Annotated in this window: 15 protein-coding genes; 1 reads left to right on the top strand and 14 read right to left on the bottom strand. The window is 71.0% G+C overall.

The annotated features are described in order from the left end of the window. Positions 1–23 precede the first annotated feature (23 nt). The 14 genes from hypE to ABD259_RS16725 are packed head-to-tail and all read right to left on the bottom strand — an operon-like array spanning position 24 to position 11,003. Positions 24–1,181 carry a hydrogenase expression/formation protein HypE gene (gene hypE / locus ABD259_RS16785; RefSeq protein ID WP_344163765.1) on the bottom strand — a complete coding sequence of 386 codons (1,158 nt, stop codon included), beginning with the start codon at positions 1,179–1,181 and terminating at the stop codon, positions 24–26. Then, on the bottom strand, positions 1,178–2,305 hold the full coding sequence (hypD, locus tag ABD259_RS16780) for a hydrogenase formation protein HypD (protein ID WP_344163762.1): 1,128 nt from the start codon (positions 2,303–2,305) through the stop codon (positions 1,178–1,180). Before hypD ends, hypE begins: the two co-directional genes overlap by 4 nt. A 33-nt stretch (positions 2,306–2,338) precedes the next feature. Then, the gene (locus tag ABD259_RS16775) at positions 2,339–2,611 is read right to left on the bottom strand and encodes a HypC/HybG/HupF family hydrogenase formation chaperone (protein ID WP_344163759.1); all 273 of its coding nucleotides are present in this window, start codon (positions 2,609–2,611) and stop codon (positions 2,339–2,341) included. A 3-nt stretch (positions 2,612–2,614) separates the two neighbouring features. Next, a complete protein-coding gene (locus ABD259_RS25900) occupies positions 2,615–2,725 on the bottom strand; it encodes a DUF6893 family small protein (RefSeq protein WP_425573537.1) in 111 nt (36 codons plus the stop codon). Beyond that, positions 2,722–3,219 (bottom strand): hydrogenase maturation protease, encoded by a 498-nt coding sequence (locus ABD259_RS16770; protein ID WP_344163754.1) that lies wholly within the window; start codon positions 3,217–3,219, stop codon positions 2,722–2,724. The genes ABD259_RS25900 and ABD259_RS16770 overlap by 4 nt, the downstream gene beginning before the upstream one ends. After that, a complete protein-coding gene (locus ABD259_RS16765) occupies positions 3,216–4,517 on the bottom strand; it encodes a hypothetical protein (protein WP_344163751.1) in 1,302 nt (433 codons plus the stop codon). The genes ABD259_RS16770 and ABD259_RS16765 overlap by 4 nt, the downstream gene beginning before the upstream one ends. Continuing rightward, on the bottom strand, positions 4,507–5,154 hold the full coding sequence (locus ABD259_RS16760; protein WP_344163748.1) for a DUF6084 family protein: 648 nt from the start codon (positions 5,152–5,154) through the stop codon (positions 4,507–4,509). Before ABD259_RS16760 ends, ABD259_RS16765 begins: the two co-directional genes overlap by 11 nt. Further along, the gene (locus ABD259_RS16755) at positions 5,147–5,824 is read right to left on the bottom strand and encodes a DUF5947 family protein (RefSeq protein ID WP_344163745.1); all 678 of its coding nucleotides are present in this window, start codon (positions 5,822–5,824) and stop codon (positions 5,147–5,149) included. Before ABD259_RS16755 ends, ABD259_RS16760 begins: the two co-directional genes overlap by 8 nt. After that, entirely contained in the window at positions 5,821–6,477 is a 657-nt protein-coding gene (locus tag ABD259_RS16750) for a NifU family protein (protein WP_344163741.1), read from the bottom strand. Before ABD259_RS16750 ends, ABD259_RS16755 begins: the two co-directional genes overlap by 4 nt. Positions 6,478–6,498: 21 nt before the next feature. After that, positions 6,499–8,304, bottom strand: a complete 1,806-nt coding sequence (locus ABD259_RS16745) for a nickel-dependent hydrogenase large subunit (RefSeq protein ID WP_344100694.1) — start codon at positions 8,302–8,304, stop codon at positions 6,499–6,501. A gap of 48 nt (positions 8,305–8,352) precedes the next feature. Continuing rightward, positions 8,353–9,405, bottom strand: a complete 1,053-nt coding sequence (locus tag ABD259_RS16740) for an NADH-quinone oxidoreductase subunit B family protein (RefSeq protein ID WP_344100696.1) — start codon at positions 9,403–9,405, stop codon at positions 8,353–8,355. Continuing rightward, complete coding sequence (locus ABD259_RS16735; protein WP_344163738.1) at positions 9,402–10,133, bottom strand: D-sedoheptulose-7-phosphate isomerase; 732 nt, start codon at positions 10,131–10,133, stop codon at positions 9,402–9,404. Before ABD259_RS16735 ends, ABD259_RS16740 begins: the two co-directional genes overlap by 4 nt. Then, entirely contained in the window at positions 10,120–10,386 is a 267-nt protein-coding gene (locus ABD259_RS16730; protein ID WP_344163735.1) for a HypC/HybG/HupF family hydrogenase formation chaperone, read from the bottom strand. Before ABD259_RS16730 ends, ABD259_RS16735 begins: the two co-directional genes overlap by 14 nt. Further along, positions 10,383–11,003: a D-sedoheptulose-7-phosphate isomerase gene (locus tag ABD259_RS16725; protein ID WP_344163732.1), complete on the bottom strand. Its 621-nt coding sequence runs from the start codon at positions 11,001–11,003 to the stop codon at positions 10,383–10,385. The genes ABD259_RS16730 and ABD259_RS16725 overlap by 4 nt, the downstream gene beginning before the upstream one ends. A gap of 385 nt (positions 11,004–11,388) precedes the next feature. Here ABD259_RS16725 and hypF point away from each other — a divergent pair, with 385 nt between their 5' ends. Further along, positions 11,389–13,674 (top strand): carbamoyltransferase HypF, encoded by a 2,286-nt coding sequence (gene hypF / locus ABD259_RS16720; protein WP_344163729.1) that lies wholly within the window; start codon positions 11,389–11,391, stop codon positions 13,672–13,674. Positions 13,675–14,019: the final 345 nt, after the last annotated feature.

Below are 14,019 nucleotides of genomic sequence, written 5' to 3'. Positions count from 1 at the left end.
TCCCGGGCGGGGCCCCGCTGCCGCTAGCAGATCCGGGGCAGCGGGTCGCCGATCATCACGTCCACGATCCGGGTACCGCCGAACTCGGTCCGCAGCAGCACCAGCGTCGGCGGGTCGTCCTTCACCGTGCCGATGACGGCGGCGTCCGCGCCGAGCGGGTGGGAGCGCATCGCGGCCAGGGCGTCTTCGGCCTGCGCGCCGTCCACGACGGCCACGAGGCGGCCCTCGCACGCCATGTACAGGGGGTCGATGCCGAGGATCTCCCCGGCGCCCCGCACCTCGTCCCGCACCGGGATGGAGCTCTCGTCCAGAACGACGGCGGCCTCGGAGGCCGTGGCCACCTCGTTCAGCACCGTGGCGACCCCGCCGCGGGTGGCGTCGCGCAGGCACCGCACGCCGCTGGCGCCGTCGAGCAGCGCGGCGACCAGGCCGTGCAACGGGGCGGTGTCGGACTCGATGTCGGACTCGATGTCGAGTTCGCCCCGGGACAGCATGATCGTCATACCGTGGTCGCCGATGGGTCCGGAGACGAGGACGGCGTCGCCTGGGCGGGCCTGGCCGGGGCCGAGCGCCAGCCCGCGCTCCAGCACACCGACACCGGTGGTGGTGATGTAGCAGCCGTCGCCCTTCCCGCGCTCGACGACCTTGGTGTCGCCGGTGACCACCTCCACCCCGGCCTCGCGGGCGGCCGCCGCCATGGACGCGGTGATCCGCCGCAGCTCGGCGACGCCGAACCCCTCCTCCAGGATGAAACCGGCGGAGAGGTACATCGGACGCGCCCCGGAGACCGCGAGGTCGTTGACGGTGCCGTTGATGGCGAGGTCGCCGATGTCGCCGCCGGGAAAGAACAGCGGGGACACCACGAAGGAGTCCGTCGTCACGGCCAGGCGCTCCGCCCCCGCCTCGACCCGGGCCGCGTCGTCCAGCTGGTCCAGCGCGGGGTTGTGGAAGGCGTCCAGGAACATCGCCTCCACCAGCGTCGCGGTGGCCTTGCCGCCCGCCCCGTGGGCCATGGTGATGCGCTCGTCGGTGATTTTGGGCTTGCGGCGGCGCGCTCGGTCGACGCGGTCCAGGACCCGGCGTTCGCGCTCTCCGAGCGGGCCGCCGGTGTGCGGCTCGCCGGGGGAGTGTTCGGCGACGGATCGCTCCGCCCACCGCGCGGAGCGCTGCGGTGTGGTCATGATCGGGTGGCCTCCTTGACGCGTTCCCGCTCGAAACGGCCGTAGTTGTAGTAGGCGGCGCACGCGCCCTCGGACGACACCATGCACGTGCCGATCGGGGTCTCCGGTGTGCAGGCGGTGCCGAACACCTTGCACTCCCACGGTTTGAGGACGCCCTTGAGCACCTCGCCGCACTGGCACGCCTTGGGGTCGGCGACGCGGACGCCGGGCAGGGCGAAGACGCGCTCGGCGTCGAAGCGGGCGTACTCCGCGCGCAGCCGCAGCGCCGAGTGCGAGATGAACCCCAGGCCGCGCCATTCGAAGTGCGGGCGCAGCTCCATGACGTCGCTGATGGCGCGCAGCGCGACCCGGTTGCCGTCCCACGGCACCACCCGGCTGTACTGGTTCTCCACCTCGGAGCGGCCCTCGGCGAGCTGCCGCAGCAGCATGTGAATCGAGCTGAGGATGTCCAGCGGCTCGAACCCGGCGACGACGAGTGGCTTGCCGTAGTCGGAGCTGATGAAACGGTACGGCTGGCAGCCGATGACCGTCGACACGTGGCCGGGACCGATGAACCCGTCGAGGCGCAGGTCCGGCGAGTCCAGGATGGCCTTGATGGCCGGGATGACCGTCACGTGGTTGTTGAAGACGGAGAAGTTGTCCACGCCGTCGGCGGCCGCGCGCAGGACGGTCATGGCAGTCGACGGCGCTGTCGTCTCGAACCCGATGGCCATGAACACGACGTGCCGGTCCGGGGTGCGCTTGGCGAGCTTGAGAGCGTCGAGGGGCGAGTACACCATCCTGATGTCGGTGCTGTCGGCGTTGGAGTCGATGAACGACCGCTCGCTCCCGGGCACCCGCATCATGTCCCCGAACGAGGTCATGGTGACGCCGGGCTGCTCGGCGATGTGGATGGCGTCGTCGACCCGCCCCATCGGGATGACGCAGACGGGACAACCCGGCCCGTGCACCAGCTGGACGTTCTCGGGCAGGTAGTCCTCCAGCCCGTGCTTGTAGATCGTGTGCGTGTGGCCTCCGCAGACCTCCATGAACTTGTAATGCCGTCCCGGTTCGCACAGCTCGGCGATGCGGGCCGCGAGGGCCCTCGCCTGCTCCGCGTCGCGGTATTCATCGACGAACCGCATCGTCTGCCTCCATCGTCGGGCGGTGCCGCCCACCTACTCGATCCGCGACCGGCGGAGCGCGTCGAGCTCGTCCTCGTAGTCCTTGCCGATGGTCTTCAGGAAGTTGAGAGCGGCCTCGGCCTCCCGCTCGTCGATCTTGGACAGCGCGAAACCCACGTGGATGAGGATCCAGTCTCCGGGCCCCACCTCCTCGTCCTCCAGGAGTCCGATGTTGATGGACCGGCGGACTCCGCTGACGTTGACCTTGGCGAGGTCGGGCTGCTCAGTGTTGAGCTCGATGACCTCGCCGGGGATCCCCAGGCACATCCGTCACATCCTCCGGATCCGCATGTAGCGCTTGATGTCGGGTAGCGCCAGCAGGACGAGGGCACCTACGCCGCCCAGCGTGATCGCGACCATTAACCAGCCCCACCACTTCATGTCTGCCCCTCCGGTTGGTTTGCGGTGGCCAGGTCCCAGACCACGCGCACCGCCTCGTCGACCGCCGTGGCCACCGGCGCGCTCAGGCCGATGTGGTCGTCCACGCGGTCCGGTTCACACCCCACGACGCGGACGGTGTCGACCCGCCCGCCCAGCGATCTCAGCAGCGCAAAGACGGTCTCCGGCGTGAGGTCATGCCCGTCCATCAGCGCGCCCGGGCCGGTGGCGTCGGGCTCGGGCGCGGCGTCGGGGTCGATGTCGAGGACGTAGAGCGTGCCCGGCGCGCCGCCCCGCTGCGTGGCGTCGACCAGGATGAGGGTGTCGTATCCGTTGAGGAGCTCGTAGGCGAGGTGCAGGCCGCGAATGCCGAAGTCGGCGACGTGGACGTCGCCGGGCGGCGGACAGGCGGCGAGCCGGTTCGCGACCTCCACGCCGAACGCGTCGTCACCGTGGAAAATGTTGCCGACCCCGGCCACCAGGGTGCCGCCGCTCATGACCCTCCCCCGTGCATCTCGACCTCGTCGGGTGTGAAGTACAGGTAGCGGCCGTGCCACTGGTGCAGATCGGCGCCGAGGTCGTCGTCGAGGGTGACGGCGAGATAGCGCCCGCCGTCGACGTCGTGGAACACCCCGGCGACGGTGGCCGTTCGGCCGCGCAGGAACATGTCCTGGGCGTCCGCGCGCTGCCGCCCGGGGCGCAGCAGGACCCGGCTGCCCTTGGCCGCGGTGCCGCCGGGCACCGTCACGGTGTCGGTGTCCGGGTCGACGGCGGCGTCCTGCCCGGGATCCCACCAGGGGAGGTCGGGCGCGCCTCCGGGAACCTGGTCCGGGCCCGCTCCGGCGTGCGTGCCGGGGCCGCCAGGCGTGACCGCGCCGTCTAGGTAGCGCAGCGCGCCGTGCAGCCGGTCCAGCATCTCCGGGGGCATCGCGGCGGCGCCGTCGACGATGCGCGCCGCCCGCGGGTCGGTCGCGCGCGCCTCGCGCCGCTCGTCGTCGGTGAGCGCCATGGTGCGCAACGTGAGGATTTCGTCGATCTCGGTGGCGTCGCACAGGTCCGCGGGGCTCTCCGGGGCCACCTCGGGGTAGTCGTAGAGGATGATGGGCGAGGACAGCATGAGGTCGCGGCTGCCGGGCTCGCCGACGAGCACCGGCCAGGTGTGCTCGTTCCGGCACGTCGCGACGGCCGACGCGGCCCATTCGGGGGGTTCCAGCAGGGACACGAACGCGCCGCCGCTGACGCGCAGCAGCGTGTGTGTCGCGACCATCGAGGACCGCAGCATCTCGTCGCGGGACGACTCCGGGTCGTGCCCGGCCGTGCGGTTGGCCACCCGCACGTTCACCCGCACCAGCCCGTAGGGGCCGGGAAGCGGTTCGGCGGCCACCGTCACCAGCCCGTCGACCCGGTTCCCCGTGTAGGTCACCCCGTCCTCGACGGTGGTGCCGCCCGCCACGGTGAAGGGCACCTCGCGGCCGTCCTCGCCTCCGTCCAGCGGGACGCAGGCGTCCACCTCGTGCGTGGCCCCCTCGTCCCACGCGCGGGCGTCCTCGCGGGTCGCGGCGCGGGTGCGCACCCGCAGGAAGCGGACGCGCAGGTCGAGGACGGGGTCGGTGCCGGTCTCGACGAGGCATTCGGTTGTGGCGTACGCGGGCTCGCCCGATCGGGCTCCGGGGGGTGCGAGGACCCCGAACTGCCAGCGGACCTGGTTCTTCACCGCGGACGCGCGGTAGGGGTACAGGAGGTACCCCTCGAAGAGGACGGCGTCGGCCACGTGGCGGGCCCGGTCAAACGTCATCGCCCACCTCCGCGGCTTCGCCCAGCAGGTGCAGCACTGCGTCGTCCCAGGTGGGAAGGGCGCTGCGGGATCTGAACGCGTGCAGGGCGTCGATGGTCGCGCTGCGCAGCCGGACCCAGCCCGCGTCGGGGAAGTAGTGGTCCATCATCTCCCGCCATACGCGCACCGGGAGCTGGTAGGTGGCCTCGCGGTCCCACGGCACCTGGTCGACGGTGAAGCCCTGGTCGCCCCGGCGGAAGATTGTGCCGCTGAACAGCAGCTCCAGTGGGATGTCGCCGTCGCGCACGCCGTGGAGGTACTTCGTCGCGGCCACCTCGAAGTCGTAGGTGAACGGCACCGGGAGGTCGAGCTCGGTCGTGCCGTGGAACGGCGGGACGGTGAGGGAGACCTGGGCCAGGCTCAGTGGCCGCAACCCCCGCCCCCACTCGCCGGGTCCGCCGAAGACGTCGCGCAGCCGCGCGGCCTCGCCTTCGGAGTAGCTGCGCCGCCGCGGCTGGATCCGCAGATGGCATCGGAGCATGAGCCCGTGGACCGGTTGGCCGCCGGTGTCGGTGACGTTCAGTCGCAGGGTGAGGGTGGGGGCGGCGGCGTAGCGGTCGACGACGGCGTCCACGCACGCGAAGTCGAGCTCACTCATCGCCGTCCTCCGGGGCGTCGCCGCGGCTGGCGGGGCGGCTGCGTTCGCGCAGGTCGGCGAAGAAGCTGTCGATCGCGGTCCACGCCTCCTCGCCGCCGTCGAAGCCCTTCCAGCGGGTGCGGATCAGGCCGGTGAGGCGGTAGCACGCGTCGACCGGGAGCAGGAAGCACTCGAAGGAGCCCGCGCGCCGGCGCAGCAGCAGCGCCTCGACGTCGTCGGCCAGGTCGGCGAAGGCGGGGTTGAGCCGGGGCAGTTCGGCCGCGAGCCCGTCGGGCACCGCGGCCTCGGTGGCCCCGGCGGGGCTCGGGTACAGGGCGATGGTCCGCTGCTGCTCCGAGTTGCGGAGGAGGAACACCATGGCCACCGGGATCCCCAGTTCGTCCCAGCGTGCCTCGCTGAGGGGGAACCGCGGGTCGTGCAGGTAGCGCTCGGGGATCGACACGTACCGGCCACCCGCGGCCCCCTCGCCGGTGAACAGCAGGTAGCAGCCCCGGCAGGCGCACATCACGCTGCGCTGGCCGAGGTCGGCGATGTGCGGGTGCCCGGCGTCGAGCGGCTCCGCGCACATCTCACACTGCTCCCCCGGCGGCCGCGGCGCCCTGCGCTCCAGGAACCGGCTGAGCATGGCCGGTCCCGTGTGCCGTCCAGCGGCGGCGCCCGACGCATTCACCCGGCCCCCTCGCGGTCACCGGCGACGGCCGGCCCCGCCAGGTCGGCGGGCACGGTGCAGGTCATGGAGTGCTCGGGCGGACGGTGCCGGAGGCTGTCCAGCGGGACGAACCCGGGTTCCGCCGGGTCCGGCGGGGACTCGGCCACCCCTTCCACCCGGACCTCGCCGATCTCGGGCGCGGCCTCGGCGATCACCCGCTCGATGGAGTTGCGCACGGTCTCGGCCGACGACGGGCACCCGTGGCAGTTGCCCTGGAGGCGCAGCACGGCGACGCCCTGTTCGCGGTCGACGTCGACGATCTCGACGTCGCCGGCGTGCGAGCCCAGGTAGGGCCGGACCCGCTCCAGGGCCTGCCGCACGCGGGTGGCCGTGTCGTGCGGGTGCAGGTCGTGCAGCACGAGGAGCCCAGCGATGAGGGCGTCGTCAAGCAGCGGCTCCAGTGGCGAAGGCGGCGCGCCGTCCTCGCCACTGGAGGCCGAGCTGAGCTCACCGACACGCTCCACGATGCGCCCGAGCGCGGTTCCGTAGAGCTGTACGACCAGCCGAATCACCTCCTCGGCGCGCTCGTGCGCCTCGGGGTGCGACCCGGCCAGCTCGTCCAGCAGCTGCTCCACGCGCTCGCTGGTCGAATCCAGTGCGCTCTCAGTGGTCATGCGTGTCTCCTCCGGGGCCGTCTAGGCGCTGCCGCCGAACGCGGTCGGCGTGTGCTGGGCCCGCACCGTCCGGCCGTTCCCGACGAACATGTGGACGCCGCACGGCAGGCACGGGTCGAAGCTGCGCACAGCGCGCATGATGTCGATGCCCTTGAACGTGTCGGGCCCGTTCTCCTCGAAGATCGGGGTGTTTTGCACCGCGTCCTCGTAGGGGCCCGGGGTCCCGTAGCTGTCGCGGACGCTGCCGTTCCACGGTGTGGGCGGGTACGGGTGGTAGTTGGCGATCTTTCCGTCGCGGATCACCATGTGGTGCGACAGCACGCCCCGCACGGCCTCGTGGAACCCCACCCCGATCGCCTCGTCGGGGACGGTGAACGGCTGCCAGGTCTGGGTGCGGCCCGCGTGGACCTCCGCGAGGCCCTTCTCGACGAAGTGGATCGCGGCCGCCGCGGCGTACGCCTGGAAGTAGCTGCGCGCCCGGTTGCGTTCCAGCGCGTTGCTCCACTTGGGGATCTTCCACTCGAAGGTGCGCTCGCCCAGGGTCGCCGTGCGCGGCAGGTTGATCTTGACGCTGCTGCCGGTCGCCTGGACGTACCCGCCGATGTCCACCAGGCCGGACAGCGCCGTCGACCAGAGCCGGGCGATCGGCCCACCGCCGGTGTCCAGCGGCAGGTGGTCGCTGCCGTCGAACCAGCGCGGCGACATCACCCAGCTGTACTTGTCGTCGAAGTCGCGTTTCTGCGGGTGCGGGATGGTGTGCTGGTTCCACGGGTGCCGCCGGTCGACGGGGTTGCCGAGCGGGTCCCGGGTCACGAACATCTCGTGGTCGGTCCAGTCGTCGTAGTACGAGCTGCCCAGCAGGATCCGGATGCCCAGGTTGATGTCGACGAGGTCGTTGGTCACCAGCTTGCCGTCGACGATCACGCCCGGTGTGACGTACATCTGGCGGCCCCAGTGCGACATGTTTGCGTAGGTGTAGTCGCAGTGGTCGGGGTTGTTCAGCGACCCCCAGCAGCCGAGCAGGATGCGGCGCTGGCCCACTTTCTCGTATCCGGGCAGGGCCTCGTAGAAGAAGTCGAAGAGGTCGTCGTGCAGTGGCACGACCCGCTTCATGTACTCGACATAGCGCATCAGGCGCGTCAGGTAGTCGGTGAAGAGCTGCACGGTCGGGTGGGTGCCGACACCTCCCGGGTACAGCGTGGAGGGGTGGACGTGGCGCCCCTCCATGAGGCAGAACATCTCGCGGGTCAGCCGGCTCTGCTGCAGGGCCTCGCGGTAGAAGTCACCCTCCATGGGGTTCAGCGCCCGCATGATGTCGGCGATGGTGCGGTAGCCGTGCTCGCCGGCGTGCGGCGCCTCGGTACGCTCGGCCAACTCCAGGACCCCGGGGTTAGTCTCGCGGACCATCTTCTCGCAGTAGTCCACCCCGACCAGGTTCTCCTGGTAGATGTTGTGATCGAACATGAACTCGGCGGTCTCGCCGAGGTTCATGATCCACTCACCGATCGGCGGTGTCCGCACGCCGAAGGCCATGTTCTGCGTGTAGACCGAGCACGCGGCGTGGTTATCGCCGCAGATCCCGCAGATGCGACTGGTGATGAAGTGCGCGTCGCGGGGGTCCTTGTCCTTCATGAAGATGCTGTAGCCGCGGAAGATCGACGACGTGCTGTGGCACTCGGCAACCTCCTTCTGCTTGAAGTCGATCTTGGTGTAGATGCCCAGGCTCCCCACGATCCGGGTGATCGGGTCCCAGGACATGTCGACAAGTTGGGTGTCTCTGGCGCGCTTGCCCTTCGCGCGCTTCCCTGTCGATTCGGTGGTTGCCATCTCGCTATGCCCTCCTGCCGTGGTGCCGTGGACTCTGACGCAGAGCGGTCACCACGGCGGCCGGTATCCCGTGGTCAGCCGGCTCCCGGTGTGGCGCCACTTCGGCTCCTTGTCGACCGTCTTCTGGGTGATCGCGCGCAGCTTGCGGATCGCGCCGCCGTAGGATTTGACCGCGGTGGTCGAGATCCGGCCTCCCGGAGGCTCGTCCATGAACGGCATGAACTTGTCGGGGAACCCGGGCATGGTGCAGGCGATGCAGATACCGCCGACGTTGGGGCAGCCGCCGATGCCGCCCATCCAGCCGCGCTTGGTCACGTTGCACTTCACGACCGGCCCCCAGCAGCCGATCTTCACCAGGCACTCCGGAGTCCCGTACTCCTTGGTGAACTGGCCCTGCTCGTAGAACCCGCCCCGGTCGCACCCCTCGTGGACGGTGTGGCCGAACAGCCAGGTGGGGCGCAGGCCCTCGTCGAGCGGGATCATCGGGGCGTTGCCCTGCAACTGGTACAGCAGGTAGAGGAGGGTCTCGGAGAAGTTGTCCGGCTGTGTGGGGCAGCCCGGGATGTTCACGATCGGCAGCCCGGCCTTGGACCGCCAGTCCCAGCCGAGGTAGTCGGCCACGCCCATCGCGCCCGTGGGGTTGCCCTCCATGGCGTGGATGCCACCGTAGGTGGCGCAGGTTCCGGCGGCCACGATCGCGGTCGCCTGCGGCGCGAGCCGGTCGAGCCACTCACTGGTCGTGATCGGCTGGCCGGTCTCGGGGTTGTTGCCGAAGCCGCACCAGTAGCCTTCGTCCTTGATCTGTTCGTTGGGGATGGAGCCCTCGACGACGAGGACGAACGGGTCGAGATCGCCGCGTTCTCCCTTGAAGAACCACTCGATGAACGTGTCGGCGCCCTGGACGGGGCCGGAGTCCCAGGTGATGAGCGGCCAGTGCACCTCGACCTTGGGCAGGCCGGGAAGGGCGCCGAGGACGATCTCCTCGATGCTCGGCTGGCTCGCCGCGGTCAGCGCCACCGAGTCGCCGTCGCAACTCATGCCAGCGTTGATCCACAGGATGTGAACGGTGGGTCGGTCCTGCTCGGTCTCTGCGGTACTCATCGCCTACCTCCTTGGGCTGCACCACTCCCCGCGGCGATCGCCGCGGAGCCCGACCGTTCGGCCACGGCACGCGAGACCAGCTCCCATAGGACGTGGTAGAGCGTCGTCTGGGCCTCCTGGATGCGGTGTACCGAAGCTGAGGGGACCACGAAAAGGTGGTCCAAGGCGGCCAGCTCGGCGAACCTTCCGCCCCTGTAGCCGGCCAAACCGATCGTGAGCATTCCGAGGCGGTTCGCCTCCACCAGGGCGCCGACCACGTTGTCCGAGCCGCCGCTGGTCGACAGCCCCAGCGCCATGTCGGGCTCCCGCCCCATCGCGGCGACCTGCCGCGAGAACACCACCTCGAAACCGACGTCGTTGCTCAACGCCGTGAGCACGGCGACATCGGTGGTGAGGGACAGCGCCGGCAGGGGCCGGCCCCGTGGGGGGTTCAGGAACGTCGTGGCTACGTCGACGGCGTCGGTGCTGCTGCCGCCGTTGCCGAAGGTGAGCAGGCGGCCTCCGGCGAGGAACCGGTCCGCCATCGCGGTGGCGCAGCGCGCCAGCTCGTCGCGGTACCGCGTGACCAACTGCCGCCGCAGCTGGGTGGCCTCGCGGGCCTTCTCCACCGTGGAATCGCGCACCTCCGCCGTCACGGCGTCGATGTCGCTCGCCGGTTCGCTGTCGAGGAAGGGGTACAGGCCCTGGGCCGCACCGTCCGACCCCTGGCGCGGGTTACCGAGGCTCATCGCCGTCTCCCTCCCCCAGGCGTGCGATGGCCTCCCCGGCGTGGACCAGGACGAGGTCGCCCACGCCCGCCTCCACCAGGGCGACACTGATCTCCTCGACACCGGCCCCCGTGTCGGCGAGGGCCAGGCCGTCACCGAGCAGGCGCCGCACCCGGACGGGAACCGCCTGGTCGGAGCAGGTGACGCAGACTTCGTCGTGGCAGTCGGGGACCCGCGGTGGCGTGGCGGCGGCACCGGGATGGTCGGCGCTCACGCGCTCACCCCCTGGTCGAGGACGCCGGGCTGCTCGAAGAACACGTGAACCAGCTCCCACAGGATGTGGTAGATGGTGACGTGTGCTTCTTTGACGACCAGCGGGTCGTCGGCGTGGGCCAGCAGCACGTGGTCCGCCGAAGGGCGGCCAGCGACATCGCCGCCGTCCCCACCCGCGAGCACGACCGTGAGCAGCCCCAGCTCCTTGGCGGTGTCCACGGCGCGGACGACGTTGGGGCAGTGGCCGTCGGGCGTGACCCCCAGTGCGATGTCCCGCGGGTCGGCGAGGCAGCGCAGCTGGTGGGCGAAGACGTCGGCGAAACCGTCCTTGCGCGCGACATCGGTGATCGTGGCGACGTCGTTGTTCAGCGAGAGCGCCGGAAGGGCGCGCTTTCCGACCACGACCGGGTGGACGAATTCGACGGCGACGTGATTGGCGTCGGCGCCCGCACCGCCATTGCCGAAAACAAGGATCTTTCCGCCGCGGTGGAATCGCACCGCCATGTCGCGGCAGGCCGCGGCGATTCGCTCCGCCTCTTCTGGGATCCGCTCGCCGGCCGCATCGCGGGCGGCCAGCAGGCCGCCTGTCGCGGAAACGACCTCGGCCGACCGGTGCATCGCCGTTCCTCCCGCGTGGTCTGTTCGAGTGCGCCAGCACGCACTATCACCACTCACCGCATGCGTAACATCACAGATAGTTGCGACCGTAGGCGGAGCGTCACTGCCCTGTCGCCACGACGCGCCACCCGGGGAACAACTTTCCGACGTAATGACGCGGAAAAGTCGCTGCTCACACCCCTCCCGGTCAAGCTCCAGAAAAGAATCCCCGGTCTCCGGGTGTTCGCTCCCCGTCCCCGCTCGCGTGATGCGTAGCGTTGGGCGGTCTCATTCGGCGTCGGCGCCGCCGCGCGCGAACCCGGGCGGCGAAAACTCCCCGCGTTCGCGCGCTCCGGTCGAGATCCGCGCCGCACTCGTCACGCCGCGAGGAGGGGAGGTCCGGGCAGTGCCGGAGCGGGAGGACGCCCTGCGCTGCAGGCTGCGTGTGCAGGGAATCGTCCAGGGCGTGGGGTTCCGCCCCTTCGTTCACGCGCTCGCCACCCGATACCGCCTCACCGGCCGGGTCGGAAACGACATGGACGGCGTGTACGTAGAGGTGCAGGGGCCACCGGACCGGGTCGCGGGGTTCCGCGCCGACCTGGTCACCCACGCGCCGCCGCTGGCGGTGGTGGAGCGCGTCTCGGCCGAAACCATCGCGTGCCGCGCCGAAAGCGGTTTTTCGATCGCGAGCAGCGCCTCGGGCGGCCCGTCCCGCACCCTGGTGTCGCCCGACATGGCGACCTGCGACGACTGCCTGCGCGACCTGTCCGACCCAGCCGACCGCCGGTTCGGATACCCGTTCACCAACTGCACCAACTGCGGGCCGCGCCTGACCATCGTCACCGGCGTCCCCTACGACCGCGCGTCGACCACGATGGCAAGGTTCACCATGTGTCCGGACTGCGCGTCGGAGTACGGTGACCCGGGCGACCGGCGGTTCCACGCCCAACCGGTCTGCTGCCCGAAGTGCGGGCCCCACGTGCGGCTGGTGTCCCTGGACGGCACTGAGGTGCCCGGCGGCGACCCGATCGCGGGAGCGGCGGACTCGCTGCGCGCCGGACGCGTCGTCGCCGTCAAGGGGCTCGGCGGCTACCACCTCGCGGCCGACGCGACGTCCGAGGCCGCGGTTCGGGTGCTGCGCCGCCGCAAGTCCCGCGACGCCAAACCGTTCGCCGTCATGGTGGGTTCGCTGGACGCGGCCCGGCAGCTGTGCGCCGTCGACCCCGCCGAGGCCCAGGCGCTGGGCAGCCCCCGCAGGCCGATCGTGCTGCTGCGCCGCCGCCCCGATGCCCGGATCGCCAGTGCCGTCGCCCCCGGTGACCGCCACCTGGGGCTCATGCTGGCCTACACCCCGCTGCACCACCTGCTCACCCGCGCGTTCCCCCGGCCGATGGTCATGACCAGTGGCAACGCCTCCGACGAGCCGATGTGCCGCACCGAGGCCGAGGCGTTCGAACGGCTGGCCGGGATCGCCGACCACCTCCTGGCACACGACCGGCCCATCCACACCCGCGCCGATGACTCCGTCGTGCGGATCGTCGGGAGCCGCGAGTACCCGGTGCGCAGGTCCCGCGGATACGCTCCCGCGCCCCTGGCGCTCCCCGAACCCGCCCGGCGGCCGGTGCTCGGCTCGGGTGCCGAGCTGAAGTCCACGTTCTGCCTGGCCAGCGGGGAGCGCGCGATCGTCTCGCCGCACATCGGCGACCTGGAGAACTACGAGACGCTGCGCGCCTACACCTCCGGCATCGACCGGTTCCGGCGGCTCTTCGGGATCGACCCGGCCATCATCGCCCACGACCTGCACCCCGAGTACCTCTCGACGAAGCACGCCCACGAGTGCGCCGACGTCGAGCTCATGGGGGTGCAGCACCACCACGCCCACGTCGCCTCCTGCCTCGCTGACAACGGGGAGACGGGACCGGTCATCGGGGTGGCACTCGACGGTCTCGGCTACGGCACCGACGGCGCGCTGTGGGGTGGCGAGCTGCTGGTGGCCGATCTCGCCGGGTTCGAGCGGCGGGGCCACCTCGAAGCCGTCGCCCTTCCCGGGGGCGCGGCCGCCATCCGGGAACCGTGGCGTATGGCGGCGGCCTACCTGGACGCCGCGTACGGAGGGGCGATCCCCGAAGGCCTGCCGGTGGCGCGCCGCAACGCGGCCCGCTGGCACCGCGTCCTCACGGTGGCGAGGTCCGGGGTGAACTCACCGTGGACGACGAGCGCGGGCCGGCTGTTCGACGCGGTCGCCGCCCTCATCGGCCTTCGCGACCGGGTCAGTTTCGAGGGGCAGGCCGCCGTCGAACTGGAACAGCGTGCGGACCCCGCGGAGACCTCGGCCTACACCGCGTCCGTCACCGGCTCCGAGACCCTGCTCATCCACGGGACCGACCTGGTACGCGACCTCGTGGACGACCTCACCGGCGGCGCCGACCCCCCGACGGTCGCGGCGCGCTTCCACAATGGTCTCGTCCGGGCGCTCGCGCACGCCTGCTTCCGACTCTCAGCGGAGACCGGACTTTCCGCTGTCGCCCTCTCCGGCGGGGTGTTCCAGAACGTCCTGCTGCTGTGCCGCGTGCGCGAGGAGCTCGAACAGATGGGCCTGCGGGTCCTGGTCCACCGCTCCGTGCCGCCCAACGACGGCGGGATCAGCTTCGGCCAGGCCGCCGTGGCCGCCGCACGCGACGCCCGGCGGTGAGGCCGCACGGCCTACCGCCGATGCCGGGCACCGATACCGCGGTATCCGCGCTGGGGCGGGAGTCGCCGCGGCATCCGCGACCGGTGCACCCGATGGTCGCGCGCCGCGGGGTCGGGCTAGAGGGCCGCGGGGTGCTCCTTGCCCTCAGCGCGTTTCCGGTCGTAGTGGGCCCGGGGGACCGGATCGCGCGAGGACGCGAACGCGGCGAGAGCGTGTTTGAGCTGCCTGTTGCCGCGCCCCGAGGTCACGTGCTGGACACCGTTGGCCCGGCGGCACCAGAGAAAAGCATGGCTTCTACCCGGTCGGCGACCGAAAACACCCCTTGTTATTGAACGGTGGCCACCG

Source organism: Nocardiopsis rhodophaea (assembly GCF_039530945.1).
Lineage (GTDB): Bacteria > Actinomycetota > Actinomycetes > Streptosporangiales > Streptosporangiaceae > Nocardiopsis_C > Nocardiopsis_C rhodophaea.
The sequence above is the reverse complement of the archived record's forward strand: the minus strand, read 5'-3'. Positions and strand labels throughout refer to the sequence as shown.

Excerpts from the sequence above, each read along its gene's own strand:
- ABD259_RS16760 (WP_344163748.1), bottom strand. The coding sequence starts at position 5,154 with ATGAGTGAGCTCGACTTCGCGTGCGTGGACGCCGTCGTCGACCGCTAC.
- ABD259_RS16735 (WP_344163738.1), bottom strand. The coding sequence starts at position 10,133 with ATGAGCCTCGGTAACCCGCGCCAGGGGTCGGACGGTGCGGCCCAGGGC.
- hypE (WP_344163765.1), bottom strand. The coding sequence starts at position 1,181 with ATGACCACACCGCAGCGCTCCGCGCGGTGGGCGGAGCGATCCGTCGCC.
- ABD259_RS16775 (WP_344163759.1), bottom strand. The coding sequence starts at position 2,611 with ATGTGCCTGGGGATCCCCGGCGAGGTCATCGAGCTCAACACTGAGCAG.
- ABD259_RS16740 (WP_344100696.1), bottom strand. The coding sequence starts at position 9,405 with ATGAGTACCGCAGAGACCGAGCAGGACCGACCCACCGTTCACATCCTG.
- ABD259_RS16745 (WP_344100694.1), bottom strand. The coding sequence starts at position 8,304 with ATGGCAACCACCGAATCGACAGGGAAGCGCGCGAAGGGCAAGCGCGCC.
- ABD259_RS25900 (WP_425573537.1), bottom strand. The coding sequence starts at position 2,725 with ATGAAGTGGTGGGGCTGGTTAATGGTCGCGATCACGCTGGGCGGCGTA.
- ABD259_RS16750 (WP_344163741.1), bottom strand. The coding sequence starts at position 6,477 with ATGACCACTGAGAGCGCACTGGATTCGACCAGCGAGCGCGTGGAGCAG.
- ABD259_RS16765 (WP_344163751.1), bottom strand. The coding sequence starts at position 4,517 with ATGACGTTTGACCGGGCCCGCCACGTGGCCGACGCCGTCCTCTTCGAG.
- ABD259_RS16725 (WP_344163732.1), bottom strand. The coding sequence starts at position 11,003 with ATGCACCGGTCGGCCGAGGTCGTTTCCGCGACAGGCGGCCTGCTGGCC.
- ABD259_RS16770 (WP_344163754.1), bottom strand. The coding sequence starts at position 3,219 with ATGAGCGGCGGCACCCTGGTGGCCGGGGTCGGCAACATTTTCCACGGT.
- hypD (WP_344163762.1), bottom strand. The coding sequence starts at position 2,305 with ATGCGGTTCGTCGATGAATACCGCGACGCGGAGCAGGCGAGGGCCCTC.